The 22,768-nt window shown below is 44.1% G+C and carries 21 protein-coding genes; 16 read left to right on the top strand and 5 right to left on the bottom strand.

The genetic code is table 11. The features are described from left to right. Positions 1-2 precede the first annotated feature (2 nt). Both thrB and thrC read left to right on the top strand, forming a co-directional pair. Positions 3-974 carry a homoserine kinase gene (gene thrB, locus VRK_RS11435; RefSeq protein WP_059121488.1) on the top strand — a complete coding sequence of 324 codons (972 nt, stop codon included), beginning with the start codon at positions 3-5 and terminating at the stop codon, positions 972-974. Beyond that, positions 971-2,254 carry a threonine synthase gene (gene thrC / locus VRK_RS11430; RefSeq protein WP_059121487.1) on the top strand — a complete coding sequence of 428 codons (1,284 nt, stop codon included), beginning with the start codon at positions 971-973 and terminating at the stop codon, positions 2,252-2,254. The genes thrB and thrC overlap by 4 nt, the downstream gene beginning before the upstream one ends. A 102-nt stretch (positions 2,255-2,356) precedes the next feature. On the opposite strand, the gene grcA is transcribed toward thrC, so the two are convergent. Beyond that, positions 2,357-2,734 (bottom strand): autonomous glycyl radical cofactor GrcA, encoded by a 378-nt coding sequence (gene grcA / locus VRK_RS11425; RefSeq protein WP_059121486.1) that lies wholly within the window; start codon positions 2,732-2,734, stop codon positions 2,357-2,359. A 303-nt stretch (positions 2,735-3,037) separates the two neighbouring features. On the opposite strand from grcA, the gene nfo reads away from it, so the two are divergent. The 3 genes from nfo to VRK_RS11410 all read left to right on the top strand — a co-directional run bounded on the left by nfo (position 3,038) and on the right by VRK_RS11410 (position 5,513). Further along, positions 3,038-3,916, top strand: a complete 879-nt coding sequence (nfo, locus tag VRK_RS11420) for a deoxyribonuclease IV (protein ID WP_059121485.1) — start codon at positions 3,038-3,040, stop codon at positions 3,914-3,916. Positions 3,917-4,181: 265 nt separating this feature from the next. After that, positions 4,182-4,859, top strand: a complete 678-nt coding sequence (gene ung / locus VRK_RS11415; protein WP_059121484.1) for a uracil-DNA glycosylase — start codon at positions 4,182-4,184, stop codon at positions 4,857-4,859. Positions 4,860-4,961: 102 nt separating this feature from the next. Then, a complete protein-coding gene (locus VRK_RS11410; RefSeq protein WP_059121483.1) occupies positions 4,962-5,513 on the top strand; it encodes a hemerythrin domain-containing protein in 552 nt (183 codons plus the stop codon). 39 nt (positions 5,514-5,552) lie between these two features. On the opposite strand, the gene VRK_RS11405 is transcribed toward VRK_RS11410, so the two are convergent. Further along, positions 5,553-5,732 (bottom strand): DUF3545 family protein, encoded by a 180-nt coding sequence (locus VRK_RS11405; protein ID WP_038183314.1) that lies wholly within the window; start codon positions 5,730-5,732, stop codon positions 5,553-5,555. Between the two features lie 671 nt (positions 5,733-6,403). On the opposite strand from VRK_RS11405, the gene VRK_RS11400 reads away from it, so the two are divergent. The 7 genes from VRK_RS11400 (at position 6,404) to deoD (ending at position 13,432) form a co-directional block, all read left to right on the top strand. Next, a complete protein-coding gene (locus VRK_RS11400) occupies positions 6,404-7,831 on the top strand; it encodes an alanine/glycine:cation symporter family protein (RefSeq protein ID WP_059121482.1) in 1,428 nt (475 codons plus the stop codon). Positions 7,832-7,986: 155 nt separating this feature from the next. After that, the gene (gene yaaA / locus VRK_RS11395; protein WP_059121481.1) at positions 7,987-8,760 is read left to right on the top strand and encodes a peroxide stress protein YaaA; all 774 of its coding nucleotides are present in this window, start codon (positions 7,987-7,989) and stop codon (positions 8,758-8,760) included. Between the two features lie 19 nt (positions 8,761-8,779). Continuing rightward, positions 8,780-8,923 carry a DUF5363 family protein gene (locus VRK_RS21290; protein WP_197413094.1) on the top strand — a complete coding sequence of 48 codons (144 nt, stop codon included), beginning with the start codon at positions 8,780-8,782 and terminating at the stop codon, positions 8,921-8,923. Further along, positions 8,907-9,719 (top strand): TatD family hydrolase, encoded by an 813-nt coding sequence (locus VRK_RS11390; protein ID WP_059122746.1) that lies wholly within the window; start codon positions 8,907-8,909, stop codon positions 9,717-9,719. Before VRK_RS21290 ends, VRK_RS11390 begins: the two co-directional genes overlap by 17 nt. Before the next feature lie 702 nt (positions 9,720-10,421). After that, a complete protein-coding gene (locus VRK_RS11380; protein WP_059121479.1) occupies positions 10,422-11,684 on the top strand; it encodes a NupC/NupG family nucleoside CNT transporter in 1,263 nt (420 codons plus the stop codon). Between the two features lie 213 nt (positions 11,685-11,897). Continuing rightward, the gene (gene deoC / locus VRK_RS11375) at positions 11,898-12,677 is read left to right on the top strand and encodes a deoxyribose-phosphate aldolase (RefSeq protein ID WP_059121478.1); all 780 of its coding nucleotides are present in this window, start codon (positions 11,898-11,900) and stop codon (positions 12,675-12,677) included. Positions 12,678-12,712: 35 nt separating this feature from the next. After that, complete coding sequence (gene deoD, locus VRK_RS11370; protein WP_059121477.1) at positions 12,713-13,432, top strand: purine-nucleoside phosphorylase; 720 nt, start codon at positions 12,713-12,715, stop codon at positions 13,430-13,432. A 43-nt stretch (positions 13,433-13,475) separates the two neighbouring features. Here the strand turns inward: deoD and VRK_RS11365 are convergent, their stop codons facing one another. Then, the gene (locus tag VRK_RS11365; protein ID WP_059121476.1) at positions 13,476-14,087 is read right to left on the bottom strand and encodes a YtjB family periplasmic protein; all 612 of its coding nucleotides are present in this window, start codon (positions 14,085-14,087) and stop codon (positions 13,476-13,478) included. A 102-nt stretch (positions 14,088-14,189) separates the two neighbouring features. Between VRK_RS11365 and serB the strand changes: the two genes are divergently transcribed. Beyond that, positions 14,190-15,131 (top strand): phosphoserine phosphatase, encoded by a 942-nt coding sequence (serB, locus tag VRK_RS11360; protein WP_059121475.1) that lies wholly within the window; start codon positions 14,190-14,192, stop codon positions 15,129-15,131. Positions 15,132-15,203: 72 nt separating this feature from the next. On the opposite strand, the gene VRK_RS11355 is transcribed toward serB, so the two are convergent. Next, a complete protein-coding gene (locus VRK_RS11355) occupies positions 15,204-17,552 on the bottom strand; it encodes a PilZ domain-containing protein (protein WP_059121474.1) in 2,349 nt (782 codons plus the stop codon). A gap of 136 nt (positions 17,553-17,688) precedes the next feature. Here VRK_RS11355 and radA point away from each other — a divergent pair, with 136 nt between their 5' ends. Together radA and fusA are read left to right on the top strand one after the other, a co-directional pair. Further along, complete coding sequence (radA, locus tag VRK_RS11350) at positions 17,689-19,068, top strand: DNA repair protein RadA (RefSeq protein WP_059121473.1); 1,380 nt, start codon at positions 17,689-17,691, stop codon at positions 19,066-19,068. Between the two features lie 177 nt (positions 19,069-19,245). After that, complete coding sequence (gene fusA, locus VRK_RS11345; RefSeq protein WP_059121472.1) at positions 19,246-21,333, top strand: elongation factor G; 2,088 nt, start codon at positions 19,246-19,248, stop codon at positions 21,331-21,333. Positions 21,334-21,464: 131 nt separating this feature from the next. On the opposite strand, the gene VRK_RS11340 is transcribed toward fusA, so the two are convergent. After that, positions 21,465-22,403: a LysR substrate-binding domain-containing protein gene (locus VRK_RS11340; RefSeq protein ID WP_059121471.1), complete on the bottom strand. Its 939-nt coding sequence runs from the start codon at positions 22,401-22,403 to the stop codon at positions 21,465-21,467. A gap of 100 nt (positions 22,404-22,503) precedes the next feature. Between VRK_RS11340 and VRK_RS11335 the strand changes: the two genes are divergently transcribed. After that, entirely contained in the window at positions 22,504-22,710 is a 207-nt protein-coding gene (locus tag VRK_RS11335) for a DUF1127 domain-containing protein (RefSeq protein ID WP_059121470.1), read from the top strand. Positions 22,711-22,768 lie beyond the last annotated feature (58 nt).

The following is a 22,768-nucleotide window of genomic DNA, read 5'->3' as shown; positions in this document are numbered from 1 at the left end:
TTATGAGCACACAACAAGAAAGTGTGGTGATCTATGCACCGGCTTCTATCGGTAATGTCAGCGTCGGGTTTGATGTTCTGGGCGCGGCGGTTTCTCCGGTGGACGGTACATTGCTCGGCGACCGTGTTGAAGTGAAAAGCAGTGAATCTTCTTTTTCTCTCAAAGCGGTCGGGCGCTTTGTCGATAAACTGCCGACCAACCCGCAAGAAAACATTGTCTATGATTGCTGGATGGTTTTTGGCCGGGAACTGAAAAAGAAAGCGGTTGATTTAAAGCCGCTTGAAATGACGCTTGAGAAGAATATGCCCATTGGTTCAGGACTCGGATCGAGTGCCTGTTCGATTGTGGCTGCTTTGGATGCACTGAATCAGTTTCATGGTAACCCTTTGAATGAGACGGAACTGCTTGCACTGATGGGCGAAATGGAAGGTCAGATCTCCGGTGGCGTTCATTATGATAATGTGGCGCCGTGCTACCTTGGCGGTGTACAACTGATGATTGAAGAGCTGGGGATTATCAGTCAAGAAGTTCCTTGTTTTGATGATTGGTTCTGGGTGATGGCTTATCCGGGAATCAAAGTTTCAACGGCTGAAGCTCGCGCAATTTTACCGGCTCAATATCGGCGTCAGGATATCATTGCACACGGTCGCTACCTCTCCGGATTTATCCATGCTTGTCACTCGAATCAACCGGAGTTGGCGGCAAAAATGATTAAAGATGTGATTGCTGAACCGTATCGTGAGAAACTTTTACCCGGTTTTGCTGCGGCTCGTCAGTATGCGTCCTCAGCCGGTGCTTTAGCCACGGGTATTTCCGGAAGTGGCCCGACTTTGTTTAGTGTTTGCCGGGAGCGTGATGTCGCAGAACGTGTCGCGCAATGGCTCGAACAGAATTATGTACAGAATGAAAATGGATTCGTCCATATTTGTCGCCTGAATAAGCAAGGCTCCAAACAGACAGGAAGTAAGCTATGAAGCTTTATAATATTAAAGAGAATGATGAACAGGTTTCTTTTGGTCAGGCTGTCCGTCAGGGGCTTGGCCGTAATCAAGGACTATTTTTTCCATCAGAACTCCCGCGTTTTGATGATATTGATGGATTGCTCGCTGAAGATTTTACCTCTCGCAGTGCCAAAATTCTGTCTGCATTGATTGGTGATGAGCTGTCTCCTGAAGCGGTGAAGGCTTTGGTCGAGAATGCGTTTCAGTTTCCGGCACCGATTCAGAAGGTGAAAGATCAAGTTTATGCACTGGAACTGTTCCACGGTCCGACATTAGCGTTTAAAGACTTTGGTGGTCGTTTTATGGCTCAGTCTTTGGCGGCCGTATCGGATGGTGGCAAAATCACTATTCTGACAGCAACCTCCGGGGATACCGGTGCAGCCGTGGCGCATGCTTTTTATGGTATGGAGAATATTCAGGTAGTGATCTTATATCCGAAAGGTAAGATCAGTCCGTTGCAAGAAAAGTTATTCTGCACACTGGGTAAAAACATCCATACGGTTGCCATTCACAGTGATTTCGATGCTTGTCAGGCTTTGGTGAAAAAAGCCTTTGATGATCAGGCGTTGCGTGATGAAATTGGGTTAAATTCGGCCAACTCAATCAATATCAGTCGGTTAATGGCACAGATCTGTTATTACTTTGAAGCTGCGGCTCAAATGAGCAAAGCAGAGCGCGAAAATCTGGTTGTTTCCGTGCCAAGTGGTAATTTTGGTAATTTAACGGCTGGAATGCTAGCCAAAGCATTGGGCTTGCCGATTCAGCGTTTTATCGCCGCAACGAATGTCAATGATACCGTGCCACGCTATCTGGAAACCGGTAAATGGGACCCTAAAGCTACAATTGCTACGACATCTAATGCAATGGATGTGAGTCAGCCAAACAACTGGCCACGAATCGAAGAGTTGTGCCGTATTCAGGGGTGGGGCTTAGAAACACTCGGCAAAGGTGCGGTTACTGATGAGCAAAGTGCGGCATCCGTGCGTGAGCTTTATGATTTGGGTTATTTGTGTGAGCCGCATGGTGCGATTGCTTATCGAACCTTAGCTCAGCAACTCCAACCGGGAGAGACAGGATTATTCTTATGTACCGCTCATCCTGCGAAATTTAAAGAAGTTGTCGATGAGATTCTGGAGACAGATATCCCGCTGCCGGGACCATTGGCAAAACATGCTCAAATGGCACTACTTTCTGAAGAACTTGATGATGATTTTGAAGCTCTGAAAACGATTTTACGTCGCGTTCAGTCATAAACATCATGAAAAAACGGCACCGAAAGGTGCCGTTTTTGATGGTCTGTCGAAGAACTCAAGCGTGTCGCTGTTTATTACTTATTACGCTTAGATCATCATGAACTATAGCGATTCAGTAAAAGTCCGTGCAATGACGTCACGTTGCTGTTCCGGAGTCAGTGAGTTAAAACGCACTGCATAACCAGATACACGAATGGTTAACTGTGGATATTTTTCTGGATGTGCAACTGCATCTTCCAGTGTCTCACGACGGAGAACATTGACATTCAGATGCTGACCGCCTTCGATACGCGGTGCTTTCTCAATGGCGAGCTCACGAGACTCATACTCACCCAGATCGCTGACGGGAATAACTTGATCGTATTGATAATCGGCTGTTGCTGCCATGCAACGTGCTTCGTTTGTTTCTTGGTCAAGTAACCAGATAGAGTTGACCAGATTGTCATTCGCGGCTTTTGTAATTTGGATACCTTGAAGCATTGCTTTCTCCTCATCCACTGATTGTGGCGCTGATTGGTGTTAACTTTCAAAATAAGTTGAGCTAAGTATTATATAGCAAATAACCTTTTTTATTACATTGATATAGGTCAAAAAATAACAACCAAATTATCTTCGGATTAATCGTTTTTGTTGATTATTATCAATAAGTAATTAAAAAATATGAATTTAAATTTTTTTTAATATTTAAAATAATTTTTAAATCAATAAATGTTGTAAATTTACAACAAAATATATTCAGTGAAGTGAATACAACTGCGCAATTGATTGATGTGAGGCGATTTAATGCAAGAACAAAAATTTATCGGTGCCCATGTTTCTGCTGCCGGTGGTGTTGAAAATGCACCACTCCGTGCATATGAGATTGGGGCGAATAGCTTTGCGCTTTTTACCAAGAATCAGCGGCAGTGGCAGGCCAAACCGTTGTTGCAAAGTTCCATTGATGCCTTTCGGACGAACTGCCGGATATATGGGTTTGAGCCGCAACATATTCTGCCGCATGATTCCTATTTAATTAATTTGGGTGCACCGGATCCGGAAAAGCTGGAGAAATCGCGTGCTGCTTTCGTTGATGAAATGGAGCGGTGTCGGTTGCTCGGACTACGCCTACTGAACTTTCATCCTGGCAGTCATCTTAACCAGATCAGTGAAGATACGTGTCTGGAAACGATTGCTGCATCCATTAATCTCGCTCATCAACAGGTACCTGAAGTGATTGCCGTGATTGAGAATACGGCAGGACAGGGCAGTAATCTCGGTTGGCAGTTTGAACATCTGGCTCGAATTATCGAGTTGGTCGATGATCAGGAACGAGTCGGTGTGTGTCTGGATACTTGCCACTTATTTGCCGCTGGATACGATCTGAGAACGGCAACCGCTTGTCAGCAGACGTTTGCTGAGTTTGATCAACGTGTTGGGATGCACTACCTCAGAGCAATGCATCTTAATGATTCAAAAATCGATCTGGGTGGTCGGGTTGATCGTCATCATGCATTAGGGGAAGGGATGATCGGTTGGGCTTGCTTTGAATATATTGCCAAAGATCCACGCTTTAATAATATCCCATTGATTTTAGAGACAATTAAACCGGAATTATGGCCGCAAGAAATCCAGACTTTACGCGACTACTCCGCAACTGTTAATTCAAATACCGTCCCTGCATAACTTGGCATATTTTTTTCATGGGATATTGGGTGTTTCATTTTTAGACATTGTGTCTCTGGAGGCTGCTATGTCATACATTACCCATTCAATATCCCGTCCGTCATCTCCTTTACCGACACCGAACCGTCATGTCTCCGGACCGGGGGGACGCCATCGCGGTGTGCCACCGCGTGGTCGATAAAACGAATTGACATCTTTGCAGGTGCAACTCGATTCTGTTTATGAGTAGAATAGAACCATTCTCGATATTACTTTAGGATGGTTCATGACAAACTCACTGACGTGGCACGATGTAATCGGTACGGAAAAACAGCAGCCTTATTTTCAAGAAACGCTTGCTTATGTAGAGCAACAGCGTCGGCAAGGAAAGGTGGTTTATCCGCCAGCGAAGGATGTGTTTAACGCTTTTCGCTATACGGAATTCAGTGACGTGAAAGTTGTCATCCTCGGACAAGATCCGTATCACGGGCCGAGTCAGGCTCATGGGCTCTGTTTTTCCGTGTTGCCGGGCATAAAAGCACCCCCTTCCTTAGTCAATATGTATAAAGAGCTTGCGCAAGATGTTCCCGGTTTTTCGATACCGGAACACGGTTATCTGAAAAGTTGGGCTGAGCAAGGTGTGTTTCTGCTCAATACGGTTTTAACCGTTGAACAAGGTAAAGCCCATTCTCATGCGGGTACCGGCTGGGAGACATTTACAGACAAAGTGATTGCGGAAATTAACCAGCATCGGCAAAACGTTGTTTTTCTTCTGTGGGGATCTCATGCGCAGAAAAAAGGTCATTTTATTGATCGCAAAAAGCATTGTGTTTTAACCGCGCCTCATCCTTCTCCGTTATCGGCTCATCGCGGCTTTTTTGGCTGTAAACATTTTTCTAAAGCAAATCAGTATCTTCAAGAACATGGCGAGACGCCTGTCAACTGGCAACCAATTCTGGACTAAATCACCTCAGAGAGAAATTGTATTTTTTACGACCAGAATCAAATCAGTTTCCCGACAAGTTATATACAATTTGTTTATCATATTATGAACCGGAGAGGCGACATGATGATAGAACGGATTCGTCGGGAACATGGCTACATGGCCCGTTTATTAGCCATCCTCAAGCGGAAGTTGCAAAGACTTCAGAATGAACAGGCCGTCAATTACTCCCTGATTAAAGAGATTGTCGATTATTTGTGTTCACATTCCGAAGCCGCGCACCATCCAAAAGAGGATTTAATCTACCAGTACTATATGGAAAAGTACGGGGAAAGGGAGTATATCGCTGATCTGGAAGCTGACCATCGTAATCTGTCGGAAAAAACACATGAGTTTCTTGGCGTGATTGATATGATTTTGCAGGACGTTATTGTTCCTCAGGATGTATTTATCAATCAGTTATCTGATTTTATTGTGGAACAGAAACGTCATTTGGATCTGGAAGAAAAAGACATTTTGCCGCTGATTAAGCAGACCTTTACTGTTGAGGATTGGCAGCATGTTGAAGGGCAATGGACGCAAAACGAAGATGATCCCGTTTTCGGTGAGACCATTGCGGACCGATATAAACAGCTCGCTCAGCTTGTTAGAGAAGAGATGTTGGAAGGTAAGTAATAAGTAAAAAGGTTCCCCTCCGGGAACCTTTTTATTCTCTCAGATATCGATATCATCGAGTTCAAGACTGATATCCATCTCCATCAGTTCTTTCTGTAATCGGCGTTTATCGCGTATCGCTTCTATTTCTCTCCACATTCGCTTTGTTGGTTTAGAGCGGGTTACTCGGATTTTACTAATCTCTTTTTCAAGTAAATCTTCAAAGTGCAAATCATCCATAATTAGCCTCTTCTATTATGTATGCTCTATGACGAAATCTGCTCTGTATGAGTCTTAAATATCACAACTGAAGTAAGTATATCTATGATATGTTTCTCATTTGTTTCGATTTGATGACTTATTTCTGAACAAAGATCCCTGTTTTTATGCTGAGGAAAATAAAATTGTACGTTTTTTGTGCTATCAGACGTCACGAGCATACTACAAATTTTTCTGAGATTGTTAACAAACTTGAGTGATGGACAACTGAATGTGTCAATTTTGAGGTGATGTTCCAAGCGAATCAGGTGACTTGTCTTCGGTAACGCCTTAGGTAACTGTCAACATTGGTGAAACGCTTGAATCATACAACGCCTCTGTCGCTCTAAAATTCGCTTTTTTTAGCAATTTTGTAAAGCATTATTTTAAATAAATGTTGGTTTTTTGTTTTTTATTTGTGTGGAATTGTTAGGAGTATGATTATAAAAATAGCTTTTTCGGACAGTGTTGTGTATTGATTTTTTGTTTGTTCGATAGCATTATCTTCCGCGCTGAGTGAATGTGTTTGCGATTTATTCGGATATATATGCTAGGAACAACAGGGACTGTTGCTAATAAATTATTATAAGATAGGGAAATATCAAGTGATGGTGTAGAGCAAATTTGTGCTCTGAACTCTTAAAGAGGTTCTTGTGACAGACTTAATCAATTTATTAAATGACCTGCTTTGGGGGTCAATCCTTGTTTATCTATTGGTGGGCGTCGGAATTTACTTTACCGTCCGACTTGAGTTTATTCAAATTCGTCATTTCCGCCATATGTTCAGTGTGTTGAAAAATAGCCGTAAATCAGATACTGCGGGCATTTCTTCTTTTCAGGCTTTATGTACCAGTCTTGCCGCCAGAGTCGGAACCGGAAACATGGCAGGTGTTGCCGTGGCACTCACAGCCGGTGGGCCGGGCGCTATTTTTTGGATGTGGATGACTGCGATGGTCGGGATGGCGACGTCCTTTGCCGAAAGTACATTGGCGCAATTATATAAGACCAAAGATCGTGATGGTAACTATCGTGGTGGTCCTGCTTATTACATGGAAAAAGGCTTAGGAATGCGTTGGATGGGGGTGCTGTTCTCCATTTTCCTGATGATTGCATTCGGTCTGGTTTTCAATGCGGTGCAAGCCAACTCAATTACCAATGCTATGAATACTGCGTTTGGCTATGAACCAGTGTATATCGGGACTGGAATTGTGATTTTATCCGCGTTTGTGATTTTTGGTGGTATTCGGAAAATTGCTCGCACGGCTGAATTAATCGTCCCGTTGATGGCTCTGGCCTATTTGGCGATTGCGATTTTCATTTTGTTGACGAACCTTGATAAGCTTCCGGCAGTATTTGGCCTGATTTTTAAAAGTGCTTTTGGTTTTCAGGAAGCAGCTGCCGGAGGTCTGGGCTATATGATTGCTCAAGCGATGATCAATGGCGTCAAACGTGGACTGTTTTCAAATGAGGCAGGGATGGGGTCTGCACCGAATGCTGCTGCAACGGCGACACCATATCCACCGCACCCTGCGTCTCAGGGCTATGTACAGATGCTGGGTGTGTTTATTGATACTATCGTGATCTGTTCTGCCACAGTTGCGATTATTTTGATGTCGGGTGAGTATGTGCCGCATGGTGAAATTACCGGGATTGAATTAACTCAGCGTGCGCTGGACTCTCAGGTCGGTGGATGGGGCAGTATTTTTGTTGCCTTTGCTATTTTCTTTTTTGCCTTCACGTCAATTATTGCCAACTACTCTTATGCTGAAACAAACTTGGTGTTCCTTGAACACAACAATAAAAAAGGCTTAGCGATTTTCCGGGTAGTTTTCCTTGCGATGGTCATGTTTGGTTCTTTAGCGACATTACCGACTGTTTGGTCGATGGCTGATGTGTCGATGGGACTGATGGCAATTGTCAATCTGATTGCGATTCTGTTGTTATCCGGCATCGTCGTGAAGTTGGCAAAAGATTATAACCGCCAGTTGAAAGCCGGCAAACTACCAACCTTTAATGTGAAGGACTACCCTGAATTGCAATCTCAGCTAGAAGAAGGCATTTGGGAAAAGTCGAAAGATTAATTATTGGTAAAACCGATAGTAAGGATTGAGAAAGCCATGCAGACAATGCATGGCTTTTTTTGTACGCTATGCAATAGAAAGTATCGGATTCACTGTGAATCTGATTCGTCACACATATAACAATCAATATTGATCAGCAGAGAAAGGAATAGAGTATGTTAATCGTCGTTTCCCCCGCTAAAACCCTAGATTATGAGTCGCCCTTGAAGACCGATAAACATACGCTGCCTGAATTGCTTGACCATTCAGAAGTTTTAATCGACGTCTGTCGCCAGCTTAACCCTGCCGATATCGCTTCACTGATGAAAGTGAGTGACAAGATTGCCGGGTTGAATGTCGCCCGGTTTGCCGAGTGGAATAAACAATTTTCTTTTGAGAATGCTCGACAAGCGATTCTGGCATTTAAAGGTGATGTGTATACCGGGCTTGAAGCAGAGAGCCTTTCTGATGGTGATCTGGATTATGCGCAGCTACATTTGCGGATGTTATCTGGCCTTTATGGTTTACTGAAGCCCCTTGATTTAATGCAGCCTTATCGGTTGGAAATGGGGACGAAACTGAGCAATCCTCGTGGCAATAATCTTTATCAGTTTTGGGGCGATGTGATTACTGACAAGCTGAATGAGGCCATTCAAGAGCAGGGAGATAACATTCTGGTGAATCTGGCATCAAACGAGTATTTTAAAGCAGTTCATGTTAAAGGATTGGATGCTCAAGTGATCACGCCGGTGTTTAAAGACTGTAAAAATGGTCAATATAAAGTGATTAGTTTCTATGCAAAAAAAGCGAGAGGCATGATGGCTCGTTATATTGTTGAGAATCGGATTTCATCTGTAGAGAAATTGTTGGAATTCGATGTCGCCGGGTATCGCTATGATGCCGGAGAGTCCACTGCAACAGAGTTAGTTTTCAAACGAGAAGAACAGTAATTGTTCGGAGGACAGGCTGATGTGGCGTTGGTTGAAACGTTGTCTGGCTCGTTACGATAACTGGTGTCAGCGTATGGGCTTAACACCGGCACAAAAACGAAGTTGCGTGCCTTATCGGAGTGAGACGAGCAATGCAAAGCAAAAAGATGGTAAAGATAGTTAAGCCTCGACTGTTTGATACGCATTGCCATTTTGATTTTGAGCCATTTCAGTCTGAAATAGCGTGGCACTGGCAGCAGGCTTCTGATGCCGGTGTTTCACGTCTCCTGATTCCTTCGGTGGGGATCAGCAACTGGGATGCCGTGCAAGAACTGACGACTATCGCACCGCAGCAATTATACTATGCCCTTGGTTTTCATCCCTATTTTTTAAATACCGATAGTGCTGAAATGACTTGCTCTGAACGGGTGACGTTTTTAGAAGAGCATCTGGCAGCTTCTGATGAGAATTGTGTCGCGATCGGAGAGTGTGGGTTGGATGCTGTCGTCGATGTTCCGTCGGTGATTCAGGAAGAGATCTTTATTGCTCAACTGAGTATCGCTCAGAATGCCGGATTACCGGTGATTCTCCATAGTCGTAAGACGCAGTCACGCTTGTTACAGTTGCTCAAACAGCATCAGTTTACCCACGGTGGAGTATTACATGCATTTTCTGGCAGTGAACAACAAGCACAGGCATTTATCCAATTGGGATTTAAAATTGGTATCGGTGGCGTGATTACCTATCCACGGGCCGCAAAGACGCGTCGAACTGTTGCTCAACTTCCGATTGAGGCTTTAGTGCTGGAAACGGATGCCCCCGATATGCCTCTGTGCGGATTGCAGGGGCAGCCGAATCATCCCAAATATTTACCGTTGGTTTTGCAAGTTTTGGCGCAACTGAGGGAGTGTGTCGTGGCAGATATTGCAGAGCGCTTATGGCAGAACAGCCATCAGATCTTTGACCTTAAACCGGATTGATTGGAGGCGCTCAGTCACATTGTATTTCCACTCTGTATCTCGATTGGCCTATCTTTCTCACTCATTCACACTATTAATTATTTAATGTTCAGAGAGGTGAGCCGTTTATTGGCTTTATACCTTCCCCAAAAGTTCATTTTTTAGTATGTGTCACATTTTTCTTAATACCTAATATGATATTTAACGGTTTGTGTTTGTTTTTTGTTAAAAACAACCTATTTTATGAGGAAAGGTGCGGTTTTTTTGTGAATTGCATCGTTTATTTTTGTAATTTAATTTATTTTTGTTTCATTTTGGTGCAATTTCAAGGATAGAAGGTTCAACGATCAAATAGTTGATATTTCTATATAATGTAATGTTTGATATGCCACAAAATTCTCAAGTGGTTTATCTGATATAGTTATTTTTGCTGGCTGATTCTATTTTTTGGTGCAATCGTTTGATATCTGCAAATTGTCGTATTGTGTTTCTATTGCATATGATTTTATTTGCTTGATGTTGATTTTTTGTTAACTGATGATGTTGAATGGCTTTCGGTTTGGCAGTTTTTGTGATTAGTATCAATAATTGTGGTGAATGATTTTTCTTTTGTGGATAAATGTGTGACCCGTAATTGCTTTTGATTTGGGGCATCGTATAATCCGCCACCGAAACGTCTTCCTCCACTCAAACGAATAATTCACGTATAAGGATTCATAAACTATGGGCTTGTTTATGAGCTTAGTGGGAATGGTTGTTCTAATTGGAATTGCCTTTCTGCTTTCAGATAATCGTAAAGCGATCAATTTTAGAACGGTTGGCGGAGCTTTTGCCATCCAATTTTTATTAGGTGGTTTTGTTCTTTATAACCCTTGGGGACGCGATCTTCTGGCGGGATTAACCGCTGGTGTGCAGAACGTCATTAACTACGGCAAAGATGGTACAGGATTCTTGTTCGGCAACTTAGTGAACTTCTCGGTTGATGGGCTGGGTTTCATCTTCGCGTTTCAAGTTCTCCCGGCGGTGGTATTCTTCTGCTCTCTGATTGCGGTGCTTTACTACATTGGTATTATGCCGATTGCCATTAAAATTATTGGTGGTGCATTGCAGAAAGCGTTGGGTACTTCTCGTGCGGAATCCATGTCTGCTGCTGCAAACATCTTCGTTGGTCAAACCGAGGCGCCATTAGTGGTACGTCCTTACGTGCCGAAAATGACACAGTCTGAACTGTTTGCCATCATGTGTGGTGGCTTGGCTTCGATTGCTGGTAGTGTTCTTGCCGGATATGCTGCAATGGGTGTTCGTTTGGAGTTTCTGGTTGCAGCCTCTTTTATGGCCGCACCGGGTGGTTTACTGTTTGCGAAAATTATGAAACCAGAAACCGAAACACCACATAGTCAGGAACTGACGGATTTTGATGAAGGCAACGACAAACCATCGAACTTGATTGATGCGGCAGCAAGCGGTGCATCCACAGGGATGCAACTGGCGTTGAATATCGGTGCAATGTTACTGGCATTTATCGGCTTGATTGCTTTAATCAATGGTATGCTTGGCGGTATCGGTGGCTGGTTTGGAATGCCTGAACTTTCTTTAAATCTACTCCTTGGCTGGTTGTTCTCACCATTAGCCTTTATCATCGGTGTTCCTTGGGCTGAGGCAACAACGGCCGGTTCATTTATCGGGCAGAAAATCGTCTTGAATGAGTTTGTCGCTTATTCCAACTTTGTGCCTTATATTGGTGATCAGGCTCAGGTTGTTGCTGCAACAGGACATGTGATGTCAGAGAAAACAACAGCAATTATCTCTTTCGCCTTATGCGGTTTTGCGAACTTATCTTCTATTGCTATTTTGTTAGGTGGTTTGGGTGGAATTGCACCGAATCGCAGACATGATATTGCTCGGATGGGTGTGAAAGCAGTGATTGCCGGAACATTATCTAATCTGATGGCTGCAACGATTGCCGGATTCTTCCTCTCCTTTTAGTGAGAATAGAGCGATCACTGATTATGAATGTGCCTCAGGGTCGATACCTTGAGGCCTTTTTTATTTGTGACGATTTCGATCGCCAATAATAGAATGAGATACAAATCGATTGCGTCATCGGTAGAGAGGTTATTCTCCTGTATTCCTGACTTGTTGGTGAGATAAAATAGTCGGATGTCGATTTGAGATGGTTTATTAAAAACGGAGTGGTGTATGAACGAATTACAATCAGCAGCTCAACGGGCGTTAACCTTAATGGATTTAACCACGTTGAATGACGATGATACTGAAGAAAAAGTGATTTCATTGTGCCAGAGTGCGCAGACACTTTTTGGAACAACGGCTGCTATTTGTATTTACCCTCGATTTATTCCTATTGCTAGAAAAACGCTCCGAGAGCAAGGTACGCCGAATATCAGGATTGCGACGGTCACTAATTTCCCTCATGGACGAGATGATATTGAAGCTGCGGTTGCAGAAACCCGGGCTGCGGTTGCCTACGGTGCGGATGATGTTGATGTGGTTTTTCCTTATCGCGCTTTAATAAACGGGAATGAGCAGGTTGGTTTTGACTTGGTCAAACAATGTAAAGCGGCTTGTGGTGATGATGTACTGTTAAAAGTGATTATTGAAACAGGCGAATTGAAAACAGAAGCATTCATTAAGCAAGCTTCGGAAATCGCGATTCGCGCGGGTGCCGATTTTATTAAAACCTCGACCGGAAAAGTCGCAGAAAATGCGACACCAGCGTATGCCAAGATGATGTTGGAAGTGATTCGTGATTTGGGTGTAGCCGATAAAGTCGGTTTTAAACCAGCCGGTGGCGTAAGAACGGCACAGGAAGCTGCGTTATACCTGTCAATGGCTGATGAAATGATGGGAGAAGCATGGGCTGACAGCCGCCACTACCGTTTCGGTGCATCCAGTTTGTTGAATGATCTATTGGCAACATTGGAAGGTACAGAAGTTTCTCAGAGTTCTGATTCATATTAATCAGTGTGATCTGATAGTTAGTTAAGGAGAAAAAGATGGCTACGCCACATATTAATGCTGAAATGGGAGATTTTGCCGATGTCGTCTTGATGCCGGGAGATCCACTTAGAGCAAAATATATTGCTGAAACCTTTTTAGACGATGTCGTACAAGTTTGCGACGTGAGAAACATGTTCGGTTATACCGGAACGTTTAAAGGGCGGAAGATCTCTGTGATGGGGCATGGCATGGGGATTCCATCTTGTTCTATTTATGTCACCGAACTGATTAAAGATTTTGGTGTCAAGAAAGTGATTCGCGTTGGTAGCTGTGGTGCGGTGCGTTCAGATGTACATATCCGTGATGTGGTCATCGGAATGGGGGCTTGTACTGATTCAAAAGTCAATCGTATTCGCTTCAAAAATCATGACTTTTCGGCTATTGCTGATTATCAGATGGTGAAAGCGGCTGAAGAAGCTGCCAAAGTGCGCGGTATTGATGTGAAAGTCGGTAACCTGTTTTCAGCGGAGCTATTTTATACACCGGATCCAGACATGTTTGATGTAATGGATAAATACGGCATTATCGGTGTAGAGATGGAAGCGGCCGGTATTTATGGTGTTGCTGCCGAATATGGTGCAAAAGCGTTAACGATTTGTACCGTATCCGATCATATCAAGACTGGCGAACAGACCACCGCTCAGGAGCGTCAAACGACATTTAACGACATGATTGAGATTGCGCTTGAATCTGTACTGATAGGTGATGCGCAGTAAGGCTTGACTTGGTTGAGCAATTGAATGGGCAGGGTGGCTGTGTTCACCCTGCATTTTTTAACAACAAATTTTCACCTTGACGAGCTCGTCTTTTTTGACGATGGAGTAATAAGGTCAGCAGAATACCGCTGGTAAAGCTTGCCAAGATCATCAAATACATATAACGATCACTTTTCCGATAATGGTGATCGGATATAGCCGTCACTTTCCCCGTTTCAAAAGTAATGCGAATGAAACCGATCACGTTGTTGTCGTGTAAAACCGGTTCAACCAACTGTTGTCTGCCAATACTCGCTGTTTTCAGCGGTGTATCCAGACCTAAGACATCCCGGACACTAAGTGCTGAGTCGCTTGCGGCAATTTGCACACCTTCAGCATCATAAATCGTTGCGTCAAACACTAATCGATCGCGTGCCAGTTGATTGGTCAGAGACTTCAGTTTTTCTTCATCCTGCTCAACTAAAAAGCGACTGGCCGTGAGCGAGGCTTGCGAGATCAGCAGTTTCGTCAGAGTCTCCAGTTGATTGGCCTGAATTTTTTCATTGCCTTTACTAATCATCACGCTGTTTTCTGCCGTAAAGACAAACATCATGACGACACTGAGGACTGCAATGATGCGTAGAACTACACGTAGCGAGAACAGGGAACCACTCATCGTACCTTAACCACAAGAAATTTTATCAGAAGTCATATTGATACTTGCGTTTTTAAATTGCAATAGGTTAACGTCGGGTTACTTTCATTACAGGTAAATTTCATGAACTCGCAAAAGACATTGTTAATTACACAAAAAACGCCACTCGCTGAACAGTTGCAGCAACGGATTCAAGATGTTCAGGCGAACTGGATTTTATACAGTGCCTCCCTGTCTTCTGATTTTTTTACTCAGCTTGATGAATTAACCGGCATGTTTAATCCGATCAATCGAATTTGGCGAGTTGGTTACTATGATGTAGCTTTAATGGCCGGAGATTTAACGATATCTCATGAACAGAGTCTACAACAGTTACAGGTTGATTATGCCAGTATTGAGGCGATTCCTGATTTAAGCCAGCCTGGATTGTTACTGATGGACATGGATTCAACTGCGATTCAGATTGAATGTATTGATGAAATTGCTAAGTTGGCCGGTGTCGGAGCGGAAGTATCAGCAGTCACGGAACGAGCCATGCAGGGAGAGCTTGATTTCGAGCAGAGTCTCCGTCAACGTGTTGCTCAGTTAACCGGTGCTGATGCAAATATTCTTGCACAAGTTCGGGAGGTGCTGCCTTTGATGCCGGAATTGCGGGAGTTGATCTCGGCATTAAAAGAGTTCGGTTGGCGAACTGCAATTGCGTCCGGTGGATTTACTTATTTCTCGGATTACTTGCAAGAGATGCTTGAGTTGGATTTCGCGCAGTCTAATGTATTGGAAATTGTCGATGGTCAACTGACAGGAAACGTATTAGGTGATGTTGTTTCTGCGCAGACCAAAGCAGACATTTTACGCCGCCTGACGACTCGATATGGTCTTAAACCTGCCAATACGGTTGCGGTCGGTGATGGTGCAAATGACTTGGTAATGATGGATGCCGCCGGATTGGGGGTTGCGTTTCATGCCAAACCGAAAGTCGAAGCTCAGGCTCAGTCTGCGATTCGCTATGCTCAGCTGGGTGGTATTCTCTGTATTTTATCCGTAAGCTTGGTATTGCACTCTTAGTCTTGCCGTTTTCATGATGAGCAGCAAGATACGATTGGCATCTCGTATCTTGCCGCTTCTTCTGATGCCGAACTAGTTGATTTCCAGACGGAGTAGCACTTCTTCGGTGATATCGAAAAATTCACCATAACCGACAATTGAAGCAATCGATTTTTCGATGCTTTTGGCGTGATGCATACTAATGAGTGAAAGTTCATCCAGATCGGAACGTAGCAATGTCGCGACAGGGTGAAATACAGGGATTGCACAATATCTGAGAATATAAATATCTCCCATAACTAATGAGTCCTGAATGAAAGAAATTCGTTCTTGGGCAGTTGTAAAATCAGATAACAAGCGCGTTTCAATTGACTGGATCCGGCTACCGAATTTTCTGACGGAAAAATAGATATCAAAATAGTGAGGCCTTGCGCCATCGACATGTTTCATGGGTTGCGCGATCAGGGTATTACTATGTCCTTTGAAAATCGGATCAAGAGACATATAGCCTTCCCCGTGCCCGAGTTTTGCCAGTAAAATCTGATAAGGTGACAGTGGACTACTGATCCCAATCGCAGTGGTTTTGAGATAAGCCCCCTGACGTTCGACAAAGATCGGTGAGCAGACAATTTTATCTAAGAGGATGTGATGCAACCCTTCGAGTAGCGCCAAAGTAGGGCGTACTTCGTTGTTTTCGATTAACTTATCCCGGTTGCTTTCAATTAAACGATTGAAAAAACGAATGATTTTTATGGTGTGACTGTCCTCCTGAATGGATAATTGAATGCGTTGACCATTCGGTGTAATTCGAGCGACCTGATAGGGGACCTGACCCAGTGGTAATTTCTTGTTATAGAGTTTGAGTTCAATAAAATCGACATTGACCGGATCTCCGACCTTCAGGACAACAGGCGTTTCAAGGGTGATGTAAACCCCCCGTTTGGACAGATCAATGGTTTTTCCGGTGATGAAATCGCCTTGAGTCGTTTGGATTGTAACCGGAGAATTCAGCCGATAGCGTGGCTCTTTGCGCTGAGAACGGGCATCAAAGAAAATAGAAATAGGGTAACCGTTCACTTTTCTTGGATGACGAAATATATTTAACTCACTACTGGGCATTTTCGGTTTATCGACGAGTAGATAATCTGAAGCGGTTTCTGGATTACTGACTTCTTGTAATATCCCGCAGTGAGTCAGTGATGAAAGATGCTTGGTCAGCTCCGGTGATTCTGTAGCAAGACTTTCCCGTTCCTGAGTGCTGAGTTCAAACATTGAGATTCGAAAAGCGCGCCACGATTCTTTCTTTGCACCAATGTGCCAAAATAATTTACGCAACTCAGGTGTTGCTTCTGACTTCATCATGGAAAAAAACAAACATCTTTCCTGATAGTCATGTTTGAAGGTATAGAGGGTATTACTACTTTCGCTCACTCCTTGCTTGGCAAGAAGCGACATCCGTTGCGGGTTAAACAGATTGCCCAGCGATTGTTGATTTCTTTCATCATGCCAATACTGCCAGATGTCATGGTTACTTTCGGTCAAAAGAACAACTTTGAGCTCATTCCCTTCAAAGAACATCGGCAACTGACAAGCATGTTTCAAAAATGTATGTTCGTAGGCTCGGGTTCTGGCCCGCATGATTTTGTCTTGATTGTCGTGACGTGCTTTCTGGGTTTCATTGAACAGGTGTTCCTGAATGACTTGTTCGATCACCTGCGTTTCGGTCAGTTTGATCAGCCGAAGAAACTTGACTGCATCATTTTCTAGCGATTCATCGATACCGAGTATGCGATACTCTATCGGAGATTGTAGGGCTTCAAGATGCGGATGTTTTTGCTCAAGTTCCATGAAATGAAGCTGGATGCTTTCTCCCAATTTATAGTCAAAAGCTGCGGGAACTTTGATTTTTGCACCAGAAGGGGAGAAGTCGAGTGTGACAGCAGTAACCAGTTGTCCATTTGATAATGTGATATCAACCTGTGAAGCAAGCTTCATCCGGTTCTCTCTGCGCTTTAGGTCGTAGCCTAATTGAATCGTTTCTACTTCAAAAGGGCTATTTGAATCGGTAAGACTGGGTTGGTTGTCTGTATTTCTTTCTTTCATGACCCGAAAATTGTTACGGGTATTATAAAGTGCTTCCCATACCCCTTCGGTATAGCCGCCAAATTTTTTGACATATTTGTAGTAGTCATTAAAGGCGACATCATCGAGCCAATGACGCAGGCCATTCAGGAGGTATTCTCGACATTCACCCTGAACACGTCCACGGAGATCGACGATCTTGGTGCAGGGCCCCATGACTCGATTCAACTCCATTTTTACAAGCAATTTGACAGAGGGCTGTTCACTTTCCGTCATCTGTGACAGAATTTTTTCAAAATCCTCTGACTTATAAGCTGGAATTAATTTTTCCGCGATAGATCTAATTTCTGTTTTTTGCATAATTATTTATGATGTCCACGCTCTGAAATAATTATCGGCTTTTTTCGTCAATTATTTAATGAGTTATTTGTTATTTTCGGGTTCAGTCGAATTAAACTGTATACTGAATCACATTCCATAGTCGAGTTGAGGGGATATGGCGAAGACAAAAAGAGCATACGTTTGTAATGATTGTGGTGCGGATTTTCCTCGCTGGCAAGGGCAATGTAATGCATGTGGTGCATGGAATACCATTACGGAAGTCCGTTTGGCTGCATCTCCTCAGGTTTCTCGGAATGAGCGATTGAGTGGTTATGCAGGCGGAGTGACTGAAGCCAAAGTTCAAACACTGGCGGATATTGACCTGCAAGAAGTCCCTCGTTTTACCAGTGGGTTCAAAGAGTTAGACCGTGTTTTAGGCGGTGGCGTCGTTCCCGGTGCTGCAATCCTGATCGGTGGCAACCCCGGTGCCGGGAAATCAACGTTATTGTTACAGGTCATGTGTTATCTCGCCAACGGGGTTCCGACGCTATATGTCACCGGAGAGGAGTCGCTCCAGCAGGTTGCGATGCGAGCTTCCCGTTTGGGATTGCCGAAAGATCGGCTCCGAATGTTATCCGAAACCAGTGTTGATCGAATCTGCCAGATTGCAGAACAAGAGCAACCGAAGGTTATGGTGATTGACTCAATTCAAGTCATGCATGTTGCTGATGTTCAGTCATCGCCGGGTAGTGTCGCTCAAGTTCGGGAATCCGCTACGGCATTGACCCGTTACGCTAAACAAAATCATGTTGCACTGTTTATTGTCGGTCACGTAACAAAAGATGGGACACTGGCAGGACCGAAAGTGCTTGAGCATATTATTGACTGCTCCGTGTTATTGGACGGTGGAACAGACAGCCGCTTCCGAACGTTAAGAAGTCACAAAAACCGCTTCGGGGCAGTGAATGAACTGGGCGTTTTTGCGATGACCGGGCATGGTATGAGAGAAGTCAGCAATCCCTCTGCTATATTTTTATCCAGAGGTGAAGAAGAAACGTCCGGTAGTTCTGTGATGGTCGTCTGGGAAGGCACGCGTCCGCTATTGGTCGAGATTCAAGCGTTGGTGGACTACTCGCAACTTGCGAATCCGCGCCGGGTGGCGGTCGGCCTTGAACAAAATCGTCTTTCTTTGCTTCTGGCCGTTTTACATAAGCACGGTGGTCTGATGATGGCTGATCAAGATGTGTTTGTGAATGTGGTCGGTGGCGTGAAAGTCACCGAAACCAGCGCAGATCTGGCACTGGTGATGGCATTATTGTCGAGCTTTCGAGACCGGGCTTTACCCAAAGATGTGGTCATTTTTGGTGAAGTTGGCCTCGCCGGAGAGATTCGGCCGGTACCGAGCGGGCAGGAGCGGTTAAATGAAGCTTTCAAACATGGGTTTAAAAAAGCCATTATCCCTCATGCAAATATGCCGAAAGGCGGGATAGAAGGGATGCAAATCCATGCGGTTAAAAAATTGGCCGATGCGATTCAGGCATTTGATGAGCTGTAACTGCACAGATTGGGAAATGTACTTGTTTCTCAAATGAATAACCAACAAAAATATTGGAAATCCCTGCAAATATGAGGATAGAAAATATTTTTCACCAAACCGCGAGCGGGGCTATCAGTCTTGACGGATTATGATATACTCTGCGCGCACTTTATACCTTATTAACAGAGTAAGACAATGGCAGATTTATCGAAATACAGAAACATTGGTATTTTCGCGCACGTTGACGCGGGTAAAACCACTACCACTGAGCGTATTCTTAAGCTTACTGGTAAGATCCATAAAACTGGTGAGGTTCACGATGGTGAATCGACTACAGACTTCATGGAGCAGGAAGCAGAGCGCGGTATTACTATCCAATCAGCTGCGGTAACTTGTGAGTGGAAAAACCACCGTCTAAACGTTATCGATACTCCTGGACACGTTGACTTTACAGTAGAAGTATACCGTTCACTGAAAGTTCTAGATGGCGGTATCGGTGTATTCTGTGGTTCTGGCGGTGTTGAACCTCAGTCAGAAACTAACTGGCGCTACGCGAACGAATCCGAAGTTGCTCGTATCATCTTCGTCAACAAACTGGACCGTATGGGTGCAGACTTCTTCAACGTTGTTGAACAAGTGAAGAACGTATTGGCAGCGAACCCACTGGTTATGACGCTACCGATCGGTCGTGAAGATGACTTCGTCGGTGTTGTAGATGTACTGAACCGTCAAGCCTACGTATGGGATGACTCAGGTCTGCCAGAAAACTACGAAATCAAAGAAGTTCCTGAAGATATGGTTGATCAAGTAGAAGAGTACCGTGAGCTTCTGATCGAATCGGCTGTAGAACAAGACGACGAGCTGATGATGGCTTATATGGAAGGTGAAGAACCAACTGTTGAGCAAGTCAAAGCATGTATTCGTAAAGGGACTCGTGATCTGGCGTTCTTCCCAACTTTCTGTGGTTCTGCATTTAAGAACAAAGGTGTTCAGCTGGTTCTGGACGCAGTTGTTGATTACCTGCCAGACCCAACTGAAGTTGATCCACAAGACCTGACTGATCCACAAACTGGTGAGCCTACTGGTGAGAAAGCGATCGTTGACGCGGCAGAACCGCTGAAAGCGCTGGCATTCAAGATCATGGATGACCGCTTCGGTGCGCTGACTTTCATCCGTATCTATTCAGGTGTGATGAAGAAAGGCGATACAGTTCTTAACGCAGCAACTGGTAAAACTGAGCGTATCGGCCGTATGGTTGAGATGCAAGCTGATGACCGTACTGAAATCACTTCAGCACAAGCGGGTGACATTATTGCAGTTGTTGGTATGAAGAACGTTCAAACTGGTCACACACTGTGTGATCCAAAACACGAATGTACTCTGGAACCAATGATCTTCCCAGAACCAGTAATCTCTATCGCGGTTTCTCCGAAAGATAAAGGTTCAACTGAGAAAATGGGTATCGCGATCGGTAAGATGGTTGCAGAAGATCCATCATTCCAGGTTGAGACTGACGAAGATTCTGGCGAAACCATCCTGAAAGGTATGGGCGAACTTCACCTAGACATCAAAGTAGATATCCTGAAACGGACTTACGGCGTTGAGCTGGAAGTCGGTGCTCCTCAGGTGGCTTACCGTGAAACTATCACCAAAGCAATCGAAGATAGCTACACGCACAAGAAACAGTCTGGTGGTTCTGGTCAGTTCGGTAAGATCGACTACCGTATCAAACCAGGTGAGCCAAACTCTGGCTTCACTTTCAAATCAACTGTTGTTGGTGGTAACGTTCCTAAGGAATTCTGGCCAGCAGTTGAGAAAGGTTTTGAAGGCATGATGCAGCACGGTGTGCTGGCTGGCTTCCCGACTCTGGATGTTGAAGTTGAACTGTTCGACGGTGGCTTCCACGCAGTTGACTCATCTGCAATCGCATTTGAAATCGCAGCGAAAGGCGCATTCCGTCAGTCAATGCCAAAAGCGGGCGCTCAGCTTCTAGAACCTATCATGAAAGTTGACGTGTTCACTCCGGAAGATCACGTTGGTGACGTCATCGGTGACCTGAACCGTCGTCGTGGTATGATTAAAGACCAACAAGCTGGTGTAACTGGCGTACGTATCAAAGCAGACGTTCCTCTTTCTGAGATGTTCGGCTACATCGGTACTCTACGTACGATGACTTCTGGTCGTGGTCAGTTCTCTATGGAGTTCGAAAAATATGCAGCATGTCCAGCAAACGTTGCTGAGAAAGTGATTGCAGAAGTTAAAGAACGTAACGCTAAGAAGTAATTCTTTGAGTTAACCCTTTAATGTCAAAGCCCCGTAGCAAAAGCTGACGGGGCTTTTTGTTGTTATCCTGAAACCACCGATTTTAGCAATAGTGATTATTTTCAGTTTTCGCTAATCCACGATGAACCTTTTCATGTACGTTCGATGATGGTCTGTTCAATAATATCAAGCTCGTTTAAACCCGAAAGCGTGAAGGTTTCAATTTGTTCTTGTATCCAAGCAATAAAGACTTTGACCTTTTTTCTTTGCAGGTAGCTTTCTGGGGCACAGATATAATACCTGTAACGGGAACGAATGGCCTGATGCCCAATGCGAATTAGTTTACCTTCCTGAATATAGCGATGGGCCAGAGTGTGCTTCATCAGGGCAACACCTTGTACGGCTAACGCCCCTTCCAGTACAAACAGTGATCCCTCATACTGAAGGGTTGGACGCCCGGTTGGTGCTCCGATAGAGTTCAGCCACAGTTCCCAACTCATATCTGGAATCATATCTTCAATTAAATCAACACGATATAAGTCATTGACCGATTCAATGCGATGCTGTTTTTGATAGAGCGGATGGCAAACGGGATAGAGTACTTCATCCATCAGTTTGATACTGGTCAGATTTTCATAGTTTCCTTGTCCATAACGAATACAGAGATCAACTGAATCATCCTGAAACGTCACCAATGCATCTTTCGGATCGATCAGCAGTATAATATCCGGATGTTTTTGTCTGAACTCTTGAAGTTTGGGGACGAGCCAGTGTTGGGCGAAAGCCGGATGGGTTGAAATAGACAGCTGATTCGGTGACGGATCCTGAGTTAAATGTTGTATGCCCGCATAGAGTTCGGAAAACCCTTTTTGGGCATATTTATAGAGGATTTGTCCTTCCGTTGTCAGATGGACACGCCTGTGCTGACGAATGAACAATTCACATTTCAACCATTCTTCTAGTTGACGAATTTGCTGGCTGATTGCAGCGGCACTGACAAAGAGCTGCTCGGACGCAATTTTGAAACTGCCTGCTTGTGCTGCCATGTAAAAATAATAGACAGATTGTAAAGGAGGTAGGCGACTTTTCACTTAAGTTTTCCTTAATTGAGTGTCAGATTTTATCGTTTGTGCCATGAACCATTTTCGATAATTATTTAACCACGAAAACACCATATATCAAGGATAAACTATGAACGAGATTGTCAATAAAATTCAACCGCCTTTGATTGATACTTATCGTTTTTGGGTTAAGAATATCTACTCTTTGATAAAACACTGGCAGCAAAATTATCAGACTCGCCGGCAATTATCAGAATTGCCGGAACATCTGTTGGAAGATGTCGGTTTGAGTCGGGAAGACGCCCGGAAAGAGTGTCAAAAATATTTCTGGGATTAATCAACCTTTATTCCGGTATTTGCCTTTTGCTCCAAGTATCCGAAAATCATTCATGAGA

Source organism: Vibrio sp. MEBiC08052, assembly GCF_001506075.1.
GTDB lineage: Bacteria > Pseudomonadota > Gammaproteobacteria > Enterobacterales > Vibrionaceae > Vibrio.
The sequence above is the reverse complement of the archived record's forward strand: the minus strand, read 5'-3'. Positions and strand labels throughout refer to the sequence as shown.

Excerpts from the sequence above, each read along its gene's own strand:
- VRK_RS11390 (WP_059122746.1), top strand. The coding sequence starts at position 8,907 with ATGGTAAAGATAGTTAAGCCTCGACTGTTTGATACGCATTGCCATTTT.
- VRK_RS11355 (WP_059121474.1), bottom strand. The coding sequence starts at position 17,552 with ATGCAAAAAACAGAAATTAGATCTATCGCGGAAAAATTAATTCCAGCT.
- grcA (WP_059121486.1), bottom strand. The coding sequence starts at position 2,734 with ATGCTTCAAGGTATCCAAATTACAAAAGCCGCGAATGACAATCTGGTC.
- VRK_RS11335 (WP_059121470.1), top strand. The coding sequence starts at position 22,504 with ATGAACGAGATTGTCAATAAAATTCAACCGCCTTTGATTGATACTTAT.
- deoC (WP_059121478.1), top strand. The coding sequence starts at position 11,898 with ATGAACGAATTACAATCAGCAGCTCAACGGGCGTTAACCTTAATGGAT.
- nfo (WP_059121485.1), top strand. The coding sequence starts at position 3,038 with ATGCAAGAACAAAAATTTATCGGTGCCCATGTTTCTGCTGCCGGTGGT.
- deoD (WP_059121477.1), top strand. The coding sequence starts at position 12,713 with ATGGCTACGCCACATATTAATGCTGAAATGGGAGATTTTGCCGATGTC.
- ung (WP_059121484.1), top strand. The coding sequence starts at position 4,182 with ATGACAAACTCACTGACGTGGCACGATGTAATCGGTACGGAAAAACAG.
- radA (WP_059121473.1), top strand. The coding sequence starts at position 17,689 with ATGGCGAAGACAAAAAGAGCATACGTTTGTAATGATTGTGGTGCGGAT.
- thrC (WP_059121487.1), top strand. The coding sequence starts at position 971 with ATGAAGCTTTATAATATTAAAGAGAATGATGAACAGGTTTCTTTTGGT.
- thrB (WP_059121488.1), top strand. The coding sequence starts at position 3 with ATGAGCACACAACAAGAAAGTGTGGTGATCTATGCACCGGCTTCTATC.
- VRK_RS11365 (WP_059121476.1), bottom strand. The coding sequence starts at position 14,087 with ATGAGTGGTTCCCTGTTCTCGCTACGTGTAGTTCTACGCATCATTGCA.
- VRK_RS11380 (WP_059121479.1), top strand. The coding sequence starts at position 10,422 with ATGGGCTTGTTTATGAGCTTAGTGGGAATGGTTGTTCTAATTGGAATT.
- serB (WP_059121475.1), top strand. The coding sequence starts at position 14,190 with ATGAACTCGCAAAAGACATTGTTAATTACACAAAAAACGCCACTCGCT.
- VRK_RS21290 (WP_197413094.1), top strand. The coding sequence starts at position 8,780 with ATGTGGCGTTGGTTGAAACGTTGTCTGGCTCGTTACGATAACTGGTGT.
- fusA (WP_059121472.1), top strand. The coding sequence starts at position 19,246 with ATGGCAGATTTATCGAAATACAGAAACATTGGTATTTTCGCGCACGTT.
- VRK_RS11405 (WP_038183314.1), bottom strand. The coding sequence starts at position 5,732 with ATGGATGATTTGCACTTTGAAGATTTACTTGAAAAAGAGATTAGTAAA.
- VRK_RS11410 (WP_059121483.1), top strand. The coding sequence starts at position 4,962 with ATGATGATAGAACGGATTCGTCGGGAACATGGCTACATGGCCCGTTTA.
- yaaA (WP_059121481.1), top strand. The coding sequence starts at position 7,987 with ATGTTAATCGTCGTTTCCCCCGCTAAAACCCTAGATTATGAGTCGCCC.